This window comes from Ruegeria sp. D3, assembly GCF_056534465.1.
The window spans coordinates 367,810-385,621 of sequence record NZ_JBQFPK010000002.1 but is presented as its reverse complement, the minus strand read 5'-3'; the positions used below and the strand labels follow the sequence as shown (position 1 = coordinate 385,621).

Here is a 17,812-nt window from a genome sequence, read left to right as displayed (position 1 = left end):
ATTCCGCCCCGAAATCAACCCTTTCTCACGCCTGCACAGGGCTTGGCGAACTTGCCGATGACAGAGCCGACGCATCGGGCTAAGACGTGACTATGTCTGATCCTGTTTCCTCGATCCGAAACCTTGGCCCTGCATTCGAACAGGCCTGTGCCCGCGCCGGCATCCATTCGGCACAGCAGTTGCGCGATCTGGGTGCGGATGCTGCGTATACCCGCCTGCTGCGCAGTGGCTCGCGCCCACATTTCATCGGCTATTACGTGCTGGTGATGGGGCTACAGGGGCGTCCATGGAACGATTGCAAGGGGGATGAAAAAAAGGCGCTGCGCGAACGGTTCGATGCGATCAAGGCCGGGGTCAATACCGCGCCTGAGATGCAGATCATCGCTGATCTGGATGCGATCGGCGTGCGGGTCTCGGCTGCGGACCTCAAACCCGAATGAAAAGGACCGCCCCCGGTGACGGGAGCGGCCCTGAATTCTACTGTGGCTAAAGATTAGCCGACCAGTTCAATGCCCGAGAAGAAATAGGCGATTTCTACCGCTGCGGTCTCAGGTGCGTCGGAACCGTGGACCGAGTTTTCGCCAACAGATTCAGCAAACTCGGCACGGATGGTGCCGGCCGCTGCGTCTGCAGGGTTGGTTGCGCCCATGACTTCGCGGTTCTTGGCAATGGCGCCTTCGCCTTCCAGAACCTGAACAACGACCGGAGCCGACGACATGAACTCGCACAGCTCGTCATAGAACGGACGCTCGGCGTGAACTTCGTAGAACTTGCCAGCTTGCTCTTTGGTCATGTGGATGCGCTTTTGCGCAACGATGCGCAGGCCTGCGTCTTCAAACTTGGCGTTGATCTTGCCAGTCAGGTTGCGGCGGGTTGCATCGGGTTTGATGATCGAGAATGTGCGTTCCAGTGCCATGTCGGCCTCTCCTTACAATGTGGCGCGTGGTGTGCGCCGAAATCCATCGCGCGCCGCCTAGCACGGTATGTGGCCCAAGAAAAGTGTTATATGGCGCTGCACTCAGATCGTGTCCGGCAATGGGTTAAACTGGTCGACCCGGCGAACATAGAGGATCGACAGAAGCCCGGCGAAACTGCTGAGACACATCATGCCGAGAACGAGATAAGGACCGTTCTCGGCAGTAACCAAGGCCCCAGTGGCCATGGTCAGCACGGCTCCCAACGCCACGGTCATCGCGCCCGACAATCCCGCCGCGCTGCCTGCCAGTTGCGGACGCACCGACATCAGCCCGGCAGTCGCATTGGCCACAGTCAACCCGTTGCCGAACCCCACTAGAATAGCCGAGCCGAAAAAGGTCCAGACGCTGCCGCCTTCGGCCGCGAAAACCACGAAACCCATCAATGGCCCGACCGAGGCTATCACCCGCCCCGTCAAAATCATGGAATTCAACCGGATCCGCGCCGCTAGACGCCCGGTCAGGTAGCTGCCCGCCATGAACCCCAGCGTGATGATCCCAATCCCCAATCCCAGCAGCGCGGGGTTCAGGTCGAACCACGTCGCCGCAACTAAGGGCGCGCCAGTGATGAAGGCGTAGAACCCGCCAATCGAAAACGCGGCGCAGAAGGAATAGCCCCAGAACCGGCGTGAGTTGAAAAGCTGCGGATAAAGCCTCATCTGCGCGGCGAAAGTAGCGGTTGTGTTAGTGTTGGTCTCGCCCAGATCGACCCAGATCAACGCCAAGAGGCCCGCGCCGAGCAGAACATACAAAACAAACGCGGCCCGCCAGCCGAATAGCATCTCGAGCAGACCGCCCAGCATCGGCCCCAGCATCGGGGCCAGCGCCATGGCCATTGAGACATAGCCAAGTTTGGCAGCAGCCTCATTCGGTGGGTGCATGTCGCGGATCGCGGCGCGGGCCAGCACCTGCCCCGCGATCACCGCGCCCTGCAGCATTCGGAACCCAAGAAACACCCAGATCGAATTTGCCAGCGCACAGCCGATTGAGGCCACCACGAAGATAACCATGCAGACCAGCAAAACCGGCCTGCGCCCGAAGCGGTCGGACAAAGGTCCCATGATCAGCTGAAGCACCGCCGACAGCGCCAGATATCCCGCGACCGACAGGTTCACCAAGGCATAGTCCGCCTCTAGCGATACACCTATGGCGGGCAGAGACGGCAGGAACATGTTCAGTGACAGCACTGACAACCCGGTCAGCAGGACCAGTGTGATCATCGACGGTGGTGTCTGCGCGGGCTTCATCGAGGGTTCCAGTTCATTCAAACATGTCAGCGCTATCACACTGATCGCATGATGAACATGCCAAGCCGCTGGCGGCGGCATCACGGCTCTGCTAAGAGCGGCCCATGCTACGGATCGAAGACATCAATTACGCCGTCGAAGGCCGCCCTTTGTTCGATGGGGCCAGTGCAACCATTCCCGATGGGCACAAGGTTGGGCTTGTGGGCCGCAACGGCACCGGCAAGACAACTCTGTTCCGCCTGATCCGAGGGGAACTGGCGCTGGAATCGGGCAATATCGTGCTGCCCAAACGCGCGCGGATCGGCGGTGTGGCGCAAGAGGTGCCCTCCTCCGATGTCTCGTTGATCAACACCGTTCTGGCGGCTGATACCGAGCGTAGTTCCCTGATGGAGGAGGCCGACAGCGCCACCGACCCCTCGCGCATTGCCGAGATTCAGACTCGCCTTGCCGATATCGACGCCTGGTCCGCCGAAGCCCGCGCAGCATCGATCCTGAAGGGCCTGGGGTTTGATGATGAGGATCAGCTGAAACCCTGCTCGGATTTCTCGGGCGGCTGGCGGATGCGGGTTGCGCTGGCAGCGGTGCTTTTTTCGCAGCCCGACTTGCTGCTGCTGGACGAGCCGACCAACTATCTGGACCTCGAAGGCGCTCTGTGGCTGGAGAGCTATCTGGCCAAATACCCGCACACGGTCATCATCATCAGCCACGACCGCGGGCTGTTGAACCGCGCGGTGGGGTCGATCCTGCATCTGGAAGATCGCAAGCTGACCTACTACGCGGTGCCTTACGACAAATTCGCCGAACGCCGCGCCGAACGCATTGCTCAGGCGGAATCGGAGAACGCCAAGGCCAAGGCCCGCATCGCCCATCTGCAAAGCTTCGTGGATCGCTTCCGCGCCAAGGCGACTAAGGCGGTGCAGGCCCAGTCGCGCCTGAAGATGATCGAGCGCATTCAGCTTGTTTCGACCCCGCAAGAGGCCGCCCTGCGCGCGTTCTCTTTCCCTGAGCCCGAGGAGCTGTCACCCCCGATCATCCACCTTGAGGGCGGTATCACAGGCTATGGCGACACCGAAGTGCTGCGCCGTCTGAACCTGCGCATTGATCAGGATGACCGCATCGCCCTGCTGGGTAAGAACGGTCAGGGCAAATCGACTCTGTCGAAACTGCTGTCCGACCGCCTGCCCCTGATGGCAGGCAAGATGACCCGCAGTTCCAAGCTGCGCATCGGCTATTTCGCGCAGCATCAGGTGGATGAGCTGTATGTGGACGAAACCCCTCTGGACCACCTGCGCCGCCTGCGCCCGGATGAGGCACCGGGCAAATGGCGATCCCGTCTGGCCGGGTTTGGCCTGAACGCCGATCAGGCGGATACAGAGGTCGGGCGTCTGTCGGGCGGTCAGAAAGCACGCCTGTCGCTGCTGCTGGCCACGATCGACGCGCCGCATATGCTGATCCTGGACGAGCCGACCAACCACCTGGACATCGAAAGCCGCGAAGCGCTGGTCGAAGCGCTGACTGCCTATTCCGGCGCGGTGGTTCTAGTCAGCCACGACATGCACCTGCTGTCGCTGGTTGCGGATCGGCTGTGGCTTGTCTCGGACGGGTCGGTAAAACCGTTCGAGGGCGATTTGGAGGCCTATCGTGCCCTGCTGCTGGCCCGCGACAAGCCGGTCAAGGAAAAGCCTGCCGCCGCGAAGCCAAAACGCCCCTCGCGGGATGCGATGCTGGCCCTTCGCGCCGATCTGCGCAAATGCGAAGAACGGATTGAGAAGCTGACGGATATGCATGAAAAGCTGTCTGCAAAACTTGCCGATCCGGCCTTGTATGAAGACGATCGGATCAACGATCTGGAAACCTGGAATCGCAAATTCGCTGAGGTGGTTGAAGCGATGCAAAAAGCCGAAGCCCTTTGGGTGTCCGCCGCAGAACGTCTGGAGGAAGCCGAAGCGTCATGACATCCCCCGTGTCCGATACCAACGCCATGATCTCTGGTATGCGCCCCGCGCTTCAGCCCGGTGAATATGCCTTTGTTGTCTGGCCGCCCGACGCAGAATGGCCAAGGGGCACGCGAGCCAGCTGTATCGAGGCCGAGGGCCTTTCGCTGATCGTTCCATTCGAGGCAGCGCAGAACGGCACTGTACCTATGCGCTGCATTACCCTGCGGGTGCATTCCTCGCTTGAAGGTGTCGGCCTCACCGCTGCCGTCTCAAGTGCGCTTGCGCAAGCTGACATTCCGGCAAACATGGTTGCGGGGTATCACCATGACCATGTTTATGTTCCCAGCGATCAGGCCGATAGGGCTGTGGCAATCCTGACAGAACTTCAGGGCGGTGCCACAGAATGATCGACCTAGCCTTTTTCGTCACCGCATTCACCACCCTGTTCGTGGTGATCGACCCGTTTGGCACCACGCCCATCTTCGTGGCGCTGACACAGGATATGGATGCCGCAACCCGCCGCAAAACCGCGATCCGCAGTTGCCTGACCGCTGTTTGCATCCTGATCGCCTTTGCGGCCTTTGGCGAGGCGGTGCTGGGCTTTGTTGGCATCTCGATGGAGGCGTTCCGCGTCGCTGGTGGGGCATTGCTGTTCCTGACCGCGCTGGACATGCTGTTTGACCGCCGCACCAAACGCCGTGAGGACCGGGCTGAGGAAGAGGAACACCCCGACCCGTCCGTGTTCCCGTTGGCCATTCCGTTGATCGCGGGGCCGGGCTCGATTGCCACGATCATCCTGCTGGCCGGGCAGCACCCCGGCGTTCTGGGTATCGTCGAGGCTTGCATCGTCATGCTGGCCGTCATGGCCGTTGTTTTCATTTTTTTCCTGTCGGGTGGCGTGATCGCGCGCATTCTGGGCAAAACCGGTTTGAACGTGCTGACCCGTTTGTTGGGAATGCTGCTGGCGGCTCTGTCTGTTCAGTTCATATTGGATGGTCTCAAAGCCTTTGGTTTTGCGTCCTGACCCCCCATATATCTTTCAATGGAATTGGATAGGATGATGGTATGGACGGCGACAGCTTTGCACGTTTGGCATATTTGAGCCTGCTTGGCGCGGCTGTTGTGGCGTGGTTTTTTTCGCAAAACCGGCAATCCCTGAACAAAACCTTGCAACAGGCGATGGCCTGGGTGTTCATTTTCATTGGCGTTATCGCCGTGGTCGGCCTATGGGAAGATATCCGCTCAACTGTTGGTCCTTCGCCTCAGATGACCGTAACCGGCGAGGTGATCGAGGTCCCCCGTGCGTATGATGGTCACTACTATCTGCCGGTCGAGGTTAACGGCCAGTCGATCACTTTTCTTGTTGATACAGGAGCCAGCCAGATTGTGCTGGCCCAGCGCGACGCCGAACGTCTGGGCATTGATACTGATCAGTTGAACTATATCGGCCGCGCCGCAACGGCGAATGGCGAGGTCCGGACGGCACCGGTGCGTCTGGATACGCTGACGCTGGGCCCGGTTACAGACCGCAATGTCTCGGCCTGGGTAAATGAAGGAGAGCTGTTCCAGTCGCTGCTGGGCATGGACTATCTGCATCTTTTCTCGAACATTCAGTTTGCGGATGGGCGCATGATCCTGTCTCGCTGACTTCAATCCCCCGTTGAGAACAAAATAAGAACATGCTAACCTGAATGCATGTCTGCACATCTTCTTGATCGTAAAGCCAAACGCACAGCAGCGGGCCTGGCACTGCATCCTCAGATCACCTTACAACTGGGCCGCGTGCACGAAGCCTGTGGCCCTGCTCGACGCAGTTTCGCCACCTGGCTGGCCGGCCAGACGCAAGGTCCCGTGCTGTGGATTTCCCCCGCGTGGGAGCCGGGCCAGTTGAACCCTGACGGCATGATGCCCTTTGTCGATCCCGGCCGCTTCATCTTTGTCCACCCAACCCGCGCCGAGGATATTTTATGGTGTCTGGAAGAGGCCCTGCGCAGCGGGGCGATCCCGCTGATCATCGGTGACCTGCCTGGTGCGCCCAGCCTGACGCCCGTGCGCCGAATGCATCTGGCCGCCGAACAGGGGGGCACGCTGGGGCGGGCTCCGCTGGGGCTGTTGCTGACACCGGGTGATGGCGGCGCGCAGGGGGTTGAGACGCGCTGGCACATGGCCGCGAACCATACTCAAGAGGCCCGCCGCTGGACCCTAACCCGCCGCCGTGCCCGCGCCCTGCCCCCGGTCACATGGCAGGCCACCCAGACCAAACCGCGCGCGGGATTGAACCTGCAAAGAACGGCAACCGACGAGGTATCGGCGTGACACCACAGCGTGATCACGAAAGAAGTGACTAGCCAACCCCTACCCTGCGCCCTAGCGTTCCGGGAATGAGCCACGCAATCCACGACAGCCGCTATTCTTGGCTACGCCTTACAATCACGCTTGCCATCGCGATGGTGGCGAATGTGGGCATGTGGGCGGTCATCGTGGTCATGCCCGCGATTGAGACACAGTTCGACGCGGGGCGGGCCGAAGCCTCGCTACCTTACGTTATGACCATGATCGGCTTTGCGCTGGGAAACATGTGGCTGGGGCAACTGGTCGATCGGCTGGGTGTGACCAAAGCGTTGATCGGAGCGGCCGTGCTCAGCACCGTCAGCTATGTGCTGGCAACCCTTGCTCCGAACATGGTCATGCTGTCGCTGGCACATCTGTTAGTGGGGCTGGGCACCTCGATCGGGTTTGGTCCGCTGATCGCCGATATCTCGCACTGGTTCATGAAGCGGCGCGGCATTGCCGTGGCACTGGTGGCCAGCGGCAACTACTTGTCGGGCGCGATCTGGCCCACCCTTCTGTCCGATATTCTGGCGCGCGACGGCTGGCAGCAGGTCTATCTGACGCTGGCTCTAATAACTCCGGTGGTTGTCATCCCCCTGTCCCTATTGCTCCGACGTCAGGTTCCGGCCGAGGCGCATCAGACCGCAGCCGCGAGCGCCAGCATCAAGGCAAACAGCGTCGGGATCTCGCCGCGCGCGTTGCAATACATTCTGGGTCTGGCCGGGATCGGGTGTTGCGTTGCGATGTCGATGCCGCAGGTCCATATCGTCTCGTATTGCGTCGGGCTGGGCTATGGGCCCGCCGTCGGGGCCGAGATGCTGTCACTGATGTTGCTAGGCGGCGTGGTCAGCCGCGTGATTTCCGGGATGGTGGCCGACAAGCTGGGCGGGTTGATGACCCTGCTGATCGGGTCAGTACTGCAATGCATCGCCCTGTTTCTGTTCCTGCCCTATGACGGGATGGTTTCGCTTTACATCATCAGCCTCATGTTCGGGCTGGCACAGGGTGGGATCGTACCCAGCTACGCGCTGGTTGTGCGCGAATACATGCCTCCGCAAGAGGCCGGAGCGCGCGTGGGCTTTGTCATGATGATGACCATCATGGGGATGGCTCTGGGCGGCTGGATGTCGGGCTGGATTTACGACGTAACCGGAAATTATCAATTGGCCTTTATCAACGGCATTCTCTGGAACGGGCTGAACATCGCAATCCTGCTGATGTTGCTGAAGCGCTCGCGCCCCCGCAGGCAGGAGGTCATGGTATGACCCAAGTAACACGACGCGCCGTACTGGCAGGCTTGGCTGTACTGACCCTTGCGGGTTCAGTACTAGCTGCGCCGCGCACGTACCAATTGGTGCCGGATGGAACATCCGTCGATTTCACCTTTGACCTTTCCGGCATCTCACAATCCGGCACCATGCCCATCGAGTCCGCCGACATTCGGATCGACCTGAACGACCTGCTGAACAGCCGTGTTGACGTGATCCTGAACGTCGCCAAAGCGCGCACCAAGCTGCCATTCGCACGCAAACCAATGCTGAGCGAGAGCGTCCTGGATGCCGAAGGGTTTCCGACCATCCATTTTGTGTCAACGAGCGTACAACTTGGCGAAAGCGGCCGCATCTCTCAAGGCGCCAAGATCAGCGGGGATTTGACCGTTCGTGGCGTCACCCGCCCAATCGAGTTGAAAGCTGATTTATTCCGACCTCCGGGCAGTGCCGCTGACAATCTGGACGATCTTTCCATCCGCCTGACCGGAGAGTTGAACCGGCACGATTTCGGAGCGTCAGGCTATGCTGATCTGGTACAGGACACCGTAGGCTTGGACATCCGGGCGGAAATCCAACGCTCACAATAGCAAAAAAACGACGCGTCAAGGTCGATAAGCTGCGCGCATCTCGCTGCGGATGTCCCAAGGTGGTGTCGTTATGCGCACGATGATTTCTTTTGCCGCCCTGTTTCTTTCGGTTATTCTGTTGCAGTTGTCGACCGGCGGCGTGGGGCCGCTTGACGCCATCTCGGGACTGACGCTGGACTTTTCAACCGAGCAGATTGGTATGCTCGGATCGGCGCATTTTATTGGCTTTTTTGTGGGTTGCTGGTGGGCGCCTCGTCTGATGGGCAGCGTGGGACATTCCCGCGCCTTTGCTGTCTGTACGGCATTGGGCGCAATGGGGTTGCTGGGGCATACTCTGACAGAAAACCCGAACGTCTGGGCCGTGCTACGGATCGCGTCAGGCACCTGTGTCGCTGGGTGCTATACAGTGATCGAGGCCTGGCTGAACGCCAAGGTCACCAACGAGTCGCGTGGCCGTATCATGGGCAGTTACCGCATCGCCGATCTGGGCGCGTCGCTCTGTGCCCAGTTGATCATCGCCGTGCTGCCGCCCGCATCTTATGTCTCATACAACTTGCTGGCCATTTTATGCTGTGCCTCGCTGTTGCCACTGACCTTGACCAAGGCCAGCCAACCCAAAACGCCCGACGCCCCTCGCCTGCGTCCTAAACTGGCATGGCGCAGTTCACCGCTGGCTGTGGCGGGCGTGATCGTCGCGGCGCTCAGTTCGGCATCCTTACGTATGGTCGGACCGGTCTATGGACAAGAGGTCGGACTTGGCGTCGACCAGATTGCTTTCTTTCTGGCGTCCTTCGTTCTGGGCGGGGCACTGGCGCAATACCCGGTGGGTTGGTTGGCCGACAAGTATGACCGTCGCTGGGTGTTGATCTGGCTGTCTGCAGCAGCGGTCCTGAGTTGCGGCATCACAATGGCAGCCGGTGGGGCGGGAACAATAGGCGTGATGTTGGCTGCGGGTATCTTTGGATTGACGACTTTCCCGATCTTTTCCGTCTCGTCTGCGCACGCAAACGACTTTGCCACAACCGAAGAACGGGTCGAGCTTTCAGCCGCATTGATGTTCTGGTTTGCGCTGGGTGCGATCGCCTCACCCTATGTATCGTCTAACCTGATTCAGCAGTTCGGCCCCGGCGCGTTGTTTGCTTTTGTTGCTTTGGGTCATGTCTTCCTGATCGTATTTGGCCTGGCACGAATGCGGTCGCGTCCGACACCGGATGAGCGAACAAACTATGTCTACGCTCCACGAACATCCTTCACGATTGGGCGACTGCTGAAACGGTCACGTGAGGCCGATAAAAACAGCCGCTGAACCGGTCGAATTGAGTTAACAAATAACACCACACGCAAAAGCCGGGCTTTTGCTGCCCGGTTACATAAGGTAGACGGGCGCGCAGACAGTTACGTGGACACGCAAAATGGCTCGGATTCTCATCACCTCGGCGATCCCCTACATCAACGGGATCAAGCACCTCGGCAACCTGATCGGCTCGCAGCTGCCGGCTGATCTGTACGCGCGCTATCAGCGTGGCCGCGGAAATGAGGTGATGTTCCTGTGCGCCACCGACGAACACGGCACCCCGGCGGAACTCGCGGCCGCCAAGGCGGGTAAGCCTGTGGCCGAATACTGCGCCGAGATGCATGGCGTTCAGGCCGATATCGCGAACCGGTTCGGACTGAGCTTTGATCACTTTGGCCGGTCGTCCAGCGATCAGAACAAGCACCTGACCCAGCATTTCGCGGGCAAACTGGACGAGGCCGGGCTGATCCGTGAGGTCAGCGAAAAACAGGTCTATTCCAACGCCGATGGCCGGTTCCTGCCCGACCGCTATATCGAGGGCACCTGCCCCAATTGCGGCTATGACCGCGCACGCGGCGATCAGTGTGAGAACTGTACCAAACAGTTGGACCCCACCGACCTGATCGAGCCACGCAGCGCGATCAGCGGCTCGACTGATCTTGAAGTCCGCGAGACTAAGCACCTGTATCTGCGTCAATCCGCGATGAAAGATCAGCTGGATGCGTGGATCGAAAGCAAAGCTGACTGGCCAATCCTGACCACCTCGATTGCGAAGAAATGGTTGCATGACGGAGACGGCCTGCAGGATCGTGGTATCACCCGCGATCTGGACTGGGGCGTTCCGGTCAAGAAAGGCGATCAGGACTGGCCGGGAATGGAAGGCAAAGTCTTCTATGTCTGGTTCGACGCGCCGATCGAATATATCGCCTGTGCCAAGGAATGGGCCGATGCCTGTGGAAAACCGGATGCCGAGTGGGAACGCTGGTGGCGCACCGACAAAGGCGCAGATAACGTGCGCTATGTGCAGTTCATGGGCAAAGATAACGTGCCCTTCCATACGCTCAGCTTCCCGGCCACCATTCTGGGATCAGGCGAGCCGTGGAAGATGGTCGATCACCTGAAATCCTTCAACTATCTGAACTATGATGGTGGCCAGTTCTCGACCTCTCAGGGTCGTGGCGTATTCATGGATCAGGCGCTTGAGATCCTGCCCGCCGATTACTGGCGCTGGTGGCTGCTGAGCCATGCACCCGAAAGCAGCGACAGCGAGTTCACATGGGAAAATTTCCAGCAGTCGGTGAACAAGGACCTGGCCGACGTGCTGGGCAACTTTGTCAGCCGGATCACCAAGTTCTGCCGTTCGAAATTCGGTGAGGCCGTGCCTGAGGGTGGCGTTTTTGGTGAGCGTGAACAGGAGCTTATCGCAGAGCTTACCCGCCGGGTGCGCGCCTATGAAGGCTTTATGGAATCGATGGAGGTCCGCAAATCAGCGCAAGAACTGCGTGCAATTTGGGTCGCAGGCAACGAATACCTGCAATCCGCCGCACCGTGGTCAACCTTCAAGGAAGACCCGGCACAGGCTGCCGCACAAGTACGCCTTGGTCTGAACCTGATCCGACTGTACTCCGTGTTAAGCGCACCGTTCATCCCGACCACCTCGGCTCGGATGCTGAGCGCGATGAACACGCTGGACACCGATTGGCCAGAAGACATCGCAGCCGCGTTGAACGCCCTGTCCGCTGGTCATGAATTTGCTGTTCCAGATGTTCTTTTCGCCAAGATTACGGATGAACAGCGCGAAGACTGGCAAACTCGTTTTGCTGGCACCCGCGACTGACGGTTCACCACATCACAAGAACACAGGGGGCCTTGGTGGCCCCTTTTTCGTTTAGGGTCGCTTCAATTCGGCGCATCAGTGAGTAAATATAAGGATCATCAGCATAATTTCCGCAACCAAAAGCCGGGTCGCAGCGTTCAACATGCTTGAGAAATCAACTTAAAACCGCCATCCTCACAGAGAGTTTAGTCGACTCGGCCGCCCTGCAAGTGCCGAGGCGCGTACAGTTTTACTTCAGTGAGGCGATTGCAATGCCCCTTTCACAGACGATTTCCAGACTCTGCCTATCCAGCGTGACGCCGGCTTTCGTGCGGCGCACGACCGCGGCGGCTTTGATCGGGGTGGCATCAACAGCCACGGCGCAAGACCAAAGCGAAGCCCCGCCGCCTAAGGTTTCTATTGCTGCGGCCTACACTCAGGAAATAACCGAAGAAGCGACGTTTATCGGCCGCGCCGAGGCGCTGGACAAAGCCGATATTGTTGCTCGCGTCAGTGGTTTTCTGGACAGCCAGAACGTCGAAGACGGGGCTTTGGTAAACGAAGGCGATCTACTGTTCACTATCGAACCCGACCTTTACCAAGCGACATTGGATGCCAGGAATGCCGATCTGGACCGCGCTGAAGCGAACTTGGAATTGGCCAAGGTCGAACTGACTCGTAAACAGGAACTCTACGAACGGGATGCCACACCAGAATCTGAGCGAGATATCGCGCGCGCCAATGAACTGGTCGCCGAGGCCGAAGTCAAATCCGCAAAGGCAGCGATCCAGCAAGCTGAACTGGATCTGAGCTATACCCAGATACACGCCCCCTTCACCGGCCGTATCGGCCGTGTCGCCATCAGTGTCGGCGACGTCGTTGGCCCCACAAACCCGCCATTGGTGAATATCGTCAGCGAGGCACCGATTTACGTCAATTTCTCGCTGAACGAAAAACAGTTCACCTCGGTTTTGGAAACGGTTGGCGAAAATGCAGCCACTCTGGCGGAAAGCAACAAAAGTCCGGTCGTCAAGTTGATCCTGCCCAACGGATCAGAGTTGGACGAGACCGGCCAGATCGTGTTCGTTGACAACCGCATCGACCCACTCACCGGCGCAATCACGATGCGCGCCGAATTTCAGAATGATAAACGTCTGATCGTGGATGGGGCTTTCTTGTCCGTACAGATTGAAGCACTCGAACCCACCCTGGAAGTTCTGGTTCCGCAAGCTGCGCTGCAACGCGACCAGCGTGGTGACTTTGTTCTGGTGGTGAATGACCAGCAAATGGTTGAACAGCGCTACATCACCACAGGCACGACCGAAGGGACAGCGATCATTGTAAAGGATGGTCTGCGTGAAGGTGAAAGCGTGATCGTTGAGGGCCTGCAGCGGGTGCGTCCCGGCGTGGCTGTAGATGCTGTAGTCGCCTCTGAGCAGCCGGGAGAGTAAAGAATGTTCTCTGCCCTGTTCATTAGCCGGCCCAAGCTGGCACTTGTTATTTCGTTGGTGCTGACCATCATGGGCGGTATCGGCTATCTGGTTCTGCCGGTTGCGCAATTTCCTGACATCACACCGCCCGTGGTCAGCGTTTCGACCACGTACACCGGCGCCAATGCCGAAACCGTAGAAAACACCGTCGCCGCGCCAATCGAGGCTCAGGTCAATGGTGTGGACGACATGATCTATATGACGTCGACTTCATCGGATAACGGCTCCTACTCGTTGAATGTCACATTCGAGGTCGGCACCGACCCCGATATCGCATCTGTCAACGTGCAGAACCGCGTGGCGCAAGCGATGTCGTCGTTGCCGACAGAAGTGACCGCGTCCGGTGTCGTGACCCAAAAAGCATCCACCAATATGCTGCTGTTGGTGACGCTAACGTCGCCAAACGGGACATATGACAGTGTTTTCCTCTCCAACTATGCCTCAATCAATCTCAAAGACGCGCTGGCGCGGGTTCAGGGGGTCGGTAAGGCGGATGTTCTGACCAATCTGGAATACGCGATGCGGATCTGGATGGACCCTGACAAAATGGCCGGCCTGTCCATCACACCCGGCGACGTGATCAGCGCCATTCGTGAACAAAACGTCGAGGTTTCGGCAGGCTCAATCGGCGCACCTCCGGTGCCTGAAGGGCAAACGTTTCAATATACCATCAAAACCAAGGGACGCCTGACATCCGCCAACGAGTTCGGTGAGATTGTTATTCGCACCGGAGATGCAGGCGCCATCGTGCGTGTCAAAGACATCGCCCGGGTCGAGCTTGGCGCACAGTACTACGCCGCTTCGGGCTATTTCCAAAGCGTACCTGCGACGGTCATCGGCATCTATCAGGCGCCGGGCGCAAATGCGCTGGCTGTTTCGGAACGGGTGCAGGCTGAACTTGACCGGCTGTCTCGGTCATTCCCGACAGATGTAGAATATGCTGTGCCGTTCAATACCACCGACTTTGTTGAACAATCGCTGAACGATGTGGTCTCCACCCTGATCCTGACATTCATTTTGGTGATCTCGGTGGTGTTTGTCTTTCTTGGCAGTTGGCGAGCAACCATCATTCCAGCGGTCGCAATCCCCGTGTCTTTGATCGGGACCTTTGCCTTCTTACTGCTATTTGGAATGTCCCTGAACACGATTTCGCTGTTCGCCTTGGTTTTGGCCATCGGGATCGTGGTCGATGACGCCATTGTGGTGGTCGAAAACGTCGAGCGTATCATCGCAGAAGAAGGCCTGCCTCCGGCCGAGGCGACCCGCAAGGCTATGGGCCAGATCACCGGTCCCGTCATCGCGACAACGCTGGTTCTTTTGGCGGTTTTCGTCCCCGTGACCTTCATGCCCGGCATCTCGGGGCGGCTATACTCGCAGTTCGCCGTGACGATCTCGACCGCGGTTGTGATCTCATCGATCAACGCATTGACGCTGTCGCCCGCGCTTTGTGGTCTTGTGCTGCGCGCACGATCTGGTCCACCGACAGGGTTGCTGGCTGTGTTCGAGCGGTTCATCGGTTCGGTGCGATCAGGCTATGTCGCCATCGTTCGCCGGTTGCTGATCTTGCCGATCGTTGCGCTGGGGATCATCGTAGCTTTGGCGATGGGGACCGGGACAATCATGTCCAAAACCTCCAGCGGGTTCCTGCCGCTTGAAGATAACGGCTACTTGTTCGTCGATGTGCAATTGCCCGATGCGGCAACTCTGGAACGTACCGAAGTTGTCACCAAGCGCGTGGATGACCAAATCCGAGAAATTCCGGGTGTGGCCAACACGGTTCTGATTAACGGCTTCTCGATCCTGAACGGGACGTCGACCAACGGTGCCGCGATCTTTGTGAACCTCGACAACTGGGACGAGCGTCAGGAAGACGACCTGAGCGCAAATGCCATTCTGGAGAAGGTGCTGGCCATTGCATATGGCGAAACCGCTGCATCCATCGTGGCCTTTAACCCCCCCCCCATTCAGGGCCTTGGCAACTCGGCCGGGGTCGAGATGGAGGTTCAGCAAACCGGTGGGGGTACCCCACAGGACCTCGCCTCGGCCGTTGGCTCTTTCGTCTATGCCGCGAACCAGCGCCCCGAGATTGGGCAAGCTTACACGACCTTCCGGGCAAACGTGCCGCAGCTGTTCGTCGATCTGGACCGCGAAAAGGCCAAGACACTGCAAGTGTCAGTCGCCGAAGTGTTCCAGACCATGCAAGCGCAATTGGGATCCTACTACGTCAATGACTTCAACCTGTTCGGACGGGTGTATCGTGTGATGATCCAGGCGGACGGGACGTATCGGGACAATGTCGACGATATCTCGAACCTGTATGTGCGATCGCAAAAGGGTGAAATGGTTCCTCTGGGCACTCTGATCGACGTTGAAAACGTACTGGGCCCGGTTTTGCTGAAACGTCACAACCTGTTCCGATCGGCCACGGTCACGGCTGTCCCCGCCGAGGGGCTATCGACCGGCGACGCCATCTCTGTCATGACCGAAGAATCTGCGAGCGCCCTGCCCCCCGGATACGCGTTTGAATGGACCGGCACGGCCCAGCAGCAGCTGGCCTCGGGCGGTCTGGTGATCGTGATCCTTGGACTGGCGATCTTGTTCGGATACCTGTTCCTTGTCGGACAATACGAAAGCTGGTCGCTTCCAGTTTCCATTCTGCTGTCTGTGATTGTCGCGCTTTTCGGAGCGGTTGCTGCCGTAGCTATCGTTGGCAGCGACATCAACCTATATACGCAGATCGGGATGATCATGCTTGTGGGGCTGGCGTCTAAGAACGGCATCCTCATCGTGGAATTCGCGATGGAACAGCGCGCCAAAGGACTATCAGTCAAAGAAGCCGCCGCCGAAGCTGCGCATCAGCGTTTCCGCGCGGTGATGATGACAGCGCTGTCGTTCCTTTTGGGGGTCGTTCCGCTCTTGGCCGCTAACGGAGCAGGTGCAGCAAGCCAGAAAGCGATCGGTGTGGCTGTGTTCGGCGGAATGCTGGCCGCTACCCTGATCGGCGTGATCCTTGTTCCAGTTCTCTACGCCCTGCTGCAAGGCTTGCGAGAATGGTTAAAGGGCACCAAGGATGATCCTGGCCCCGCTGAGGAAACCGCCTGAACCCAAAAGCCCCGCCATTTGAGCGGGGCTTTTTTCTAGCGATTTTCGATCCAGTCTTGGATATGGGCTATCTGATCCTGCGTCAGTCTTAGGCCCAGTTTATTACGCCGCCAGACGATGTCTTCGGCGCTGCGCGCGTATTCCTTCTCGACCAGCCACTCCAGCTCTTTCGAGGTCAGATTCGCGCCAAAATCTTCTCCCAAATCCTCGGTGATTTGCGCGTCACCCAGAATTGTACGAGCCTCAGTGCCATACGCGCGAACCAAGCGTTCTGCCCATGCCCTGTCTAGAAAGGCATAATCAGCTTCCAAACCTGCTATCACATCCTGCACACCATCAACGGGAAAGTCACCTCCTGGCAGGGACACACCAGCCGTCCATGGCCCCGGCAGATCAGAGAAATGCTCTGCCACCTTCTCCATCGCGCTTTCAGCCAGCCGTCGATAGGTGGTGATTTTTCCCCCGAACACGTTCAAAACCGGGGCACCACCTGTCGCATCGACCTTAAGCGTATAATCACGGGTCGCAGCAGTGGCGCTGCTGGCCCCATCGTCATACAAAGGTCGCACGCCGGAATAGGTCCAGACGATGTCGTCACGCGTGATCGGCTGCTCGAAATACTTCGTCGCAAAGGCGCAGAGGTATTCTTGCTCGACCTCGGTGCAGACTGGCGGCTCTGATGGATTGGGGTGGTCCTGATCAGTGGTTCCAATCAGGGTAAAATCCCTCTCATACGGTATGGCAAAGATGATGCGGCCATCTTCGCCCTGAAAAAAGTAACACTTATCGTGGTCAAACAGCCTGCGCGTTACGATATGACTGCCTCGGACCAAACGAACCCCCTCCCGAGAGTTCACACGTATCTTGGTCTGTATGATGTCCCCGACCCACGGCCCGCCCGCATTGATCAACATCTTCGCGCGGACGACGCGGGTTTCATCGGTTCCCTTATTGCGGATCGTGACGTGCCAGAGGTCCGCAACACTTTCGGCCGAAAGAACCTCGGTCCGCACCATGATATTTGCACCTCGGGCTTCGGCGTCGCGGGCGTTCAATACAACTAGCCTGGAGTCTTCGATCCAGCAGTCCGAGTATTCATAGGCCGTTTCAAACTTGTTTTTCAGCGGGGCACCTTCAGGCGCAGATCGCAGATCCAAAGAGGAGGTACCGGGCAAAATCTTGCGCCCTCCAAGGTGATCATACATGAACAAGCCCAGCCGGATCAGCCAGGCCGGACGACGCCCCCGCATCCATGGCATTACGGTGCTTAACAGCCTCGAAGTCGGCGTATCCGAGTCGAACCGCATGTCCTCGTGATACGGCAGGACGAAACGCATCGGCCAACTGATATGCGGCATCGCACGCAGCAGTGTTTCGCGTTCAATCAGCGCCTCACGCACAAGGCGGAATTCGAAGTACTCCAAATATCGCAAACCACCATGAAACAGCTTGGTCGAGGCCGACGAGGTGGCCGAGGCCAGATCGTTCATCTCGGCCAAAGTAACCGACAATCCGCGCCCGGCCGCGTCGCGGGCAATGCCACAACCATTGATCCCTCCGCCGATAATGAAAAGGTCGGCCACATCGTCTGTTTGCACTGTCATACCCGGTGAGTCCCGATGTTGAAAATCTGCCGCCATTAACCCGGTGTGACCTTGGGTCGTCAACGATATTTTTCGTTTATGTTCGTTTTGGCTCGCTCCTATTTGTCGCATTTCTGGACAAATTGCACATTCACCTGTTTCAAAGGTTGATATTTTTCA

General features: G+C 58.5%; 15 protein-coding genes. 12 read left to right on the top strand and 3 right to left on the bottom strand.

Features of this window, described 5'->3' with window-relative positions; genetic code table 11:
* Window positions 1–92: 92 nt before the first annotated feature.
* A complete protein-coding gene (locus tag ACR0DX_RS04295) occupies window positions 93–440 on the top strand; it encodes a TfoX/Sxy family protein (protein WP_170352966.1) in 348 nt (115 codons plus the stop codon).
* Window positions 441–493: 53 nt separating this feature from the next.
* Here ACR0DX_RS04295 and ndk read toward each other — a convergent pair whose 3' ends face one another.
* Window positions 494–916, bottom strand: coding sequence for a nucleoside-diphosphate kinase (gene ndk, locus ACR0DX_RS04290; protein ID WP_170352964.1), 423 nt, complete (start codon window positions 914–916; stop codon window positions 494–496).
* A 102-nt stretch (window positions 917–1,018) separates the two neighbouring features.
* Window positions 1,019–2,221, bottom strand: coding sequence for a multidrug effflux MFS transporter (locus ACR0DX_RS04285; protein WP_170527357.1), 1,203 nt, complete (start codon window positions 2,219–2,221; stop codon window positions 1,019–1,021).
* A 104-nt stretch (window positions 2,222–2,325) separates the two neighbouring features.
* Between ACR0DX_RS04285 and ACR0DX_RS04280 the strand changes: the two genes are divergently transcribed.
* From ACR0DX_RS04280 to ACR0DX_RS04230, 11 genes are all read left to right on the top strand, one after another.
* Window positions 2,326–4,176 carry an ABC-F family ATP-binding cassette domain-containing protein gene (locus tag ACR0DX_RS04280; protein WP_170352960.1) on the top strand — a complete coding sequence of 617 codons (1,851 nt, stop codon included), beginning with the start codon at window positions 2,326–2,328 and terminating at the stop codon, window positions 4,174–4,176.
* The gene (locus ACR0DX_RS04275) at window positions 4,173–4,565 is read left to right on the top strand and encodes an ACT domain-containing protein (RefSeq protein ID WP_170352959.1); all 393 of its coding nucleotides are present in this window, start codon (window positions 4,173–4,175) and stop codon (window positions 4,563–4,565) included. Before ACR0DX_RS04280 ends, ACR0DX_RS04275 begins: the two co-directional genes overlap by 4 nt.
* Window positions 4,562–5,182, top strand: coding sequence for a MarC family protein (locus ACR0DX_RS04270; protein ID WP_170352956.1), 621 nt, complete (start codon window positions 4,562–4,564; stop codon window positions 5,180–5,182). Before ACR0DX_RS04275 ends, ACR0DX_RS04270 begins: the two co-directional genes overlap by 4 nt.
* A 41-nt stretch (window positions 5,183–5,223) precedes the next feature.
* Window positions 5,224–5,805: a retropepsin-like aspartic protease family protein gene (locus ACR0DX_RS04265; protein WP_170352955.1), complete on the top strand. Its 582-nt coding sequence runs from the start codon at window positions 5,224–5,226 to the stop codon at window positions 5,803–5,805.
* A gap of 48 nt (window positions 5,806–5,853) precedes the next feature.
* Window positions 5,854–6,474: a hypothetical protein gene (locus ACR0DX_RS04260; RefSeq protein ID WP_170352953.1), complete on the top strand. Its 621-nt coding sequence runs from the start codon at window positions 5,854–5,856 to the stop codon at window positions 6,472–6,474.
* A 65-nt stretch (window positions 6,475–6,539) separates the two neighbouring features.
* Window positions 6,540–7,754 (top strand): MFS transporter, encoded by a 1,215-nt coding sequence (locus ACR0DX_RS04255; protein ID WP_480845269.1) that lies wholly within the window; start codon window positions 6,540–6,542, stop codon window positions 7,752–7,754.
* Window positions 7,751–8,347, top strand: coding sequence for a YceI family protein (locus tag ACR0DX_RS04250; protein ID WP_170352949.1), 597 nt, complete (start codon window positions 7,751–7,753; stop codon window positions 8,345–8,347). The genes ACR0DX_RS04255 and ACR0DX_RS04250 overlap by 4 nt, the downstream gene beginning before the upstream one ends.
* Before the next feature lie 70 nt (window positions 8,348–8,417).
* The gene (locus tag ACR0DX_RS04245; RefSeq protein ID WP_170352946.1) at window positions 8,418–9,653 is read left to right on the top strand and encodes an MFS transporter; all 1,236 of its coding nucleotides are present in this window, start codon (window positions 8,418–8,420) and stop codon (window positions 9,651–9,653) included.
* Window positions 9,654–9,759: 106 nt separating this feature from the next.
* Entirely contained in the window at window positions 9,760–11,478 is a 1,719-nt protein-coding gene (metG, locus tag ACR0DX_RS04240; RefSeq protein WP_170352944.1) for a methionine--tRNA ligase, read from the top strand.
* A gap of 251 nt (window positions 11,479–11,729) precedes the next feature.
* Window positions 11,730–12,908: an efflux RND transporter periplasmic adaptor subunit gene (locus tag ACR0DX_RS04235; RefSeq protein ID WP_170352942.1), complete on the top strand. Its 1,179-nt coding sequence runs from the start codon at window positions 11,730–11,732 to the stop codon at window positions 12,906–12,908.
* Window positions 12,909–12,911: 3 nt separating this feature from the next.
* Window positions 12,912–16,049 (top strand): efflux RND transporter permease subunit, encoded by a 3,138-nt coding sequence (locus ACR0DX_RS04230; protein ID WP_170352941.1) that lies wholly within the window; start codon window positions 12,912–12,914, stop codon window positions 16,047–16,049.
* 35 nt (window positions 16,050–16,084) lie between these two features.
* Here ACR0DX_RS04230 and glpD read toward each other — a convergent pair whose 3' ends face one another.
* Complete coding sequence (gene glpD, locus ACR0DX_RS04225) at window positions 16,085–17,653, bottom strand: glycerol-3-phosphate dehydrogenase (protein WP_170352939.1); 1,569 nt, start codon at window positions 17,651–17,653, stop codon at window positions 16,085–16,087.
* Window positions 17,654–17,812 lie beyond the last annotated feature (159 nt).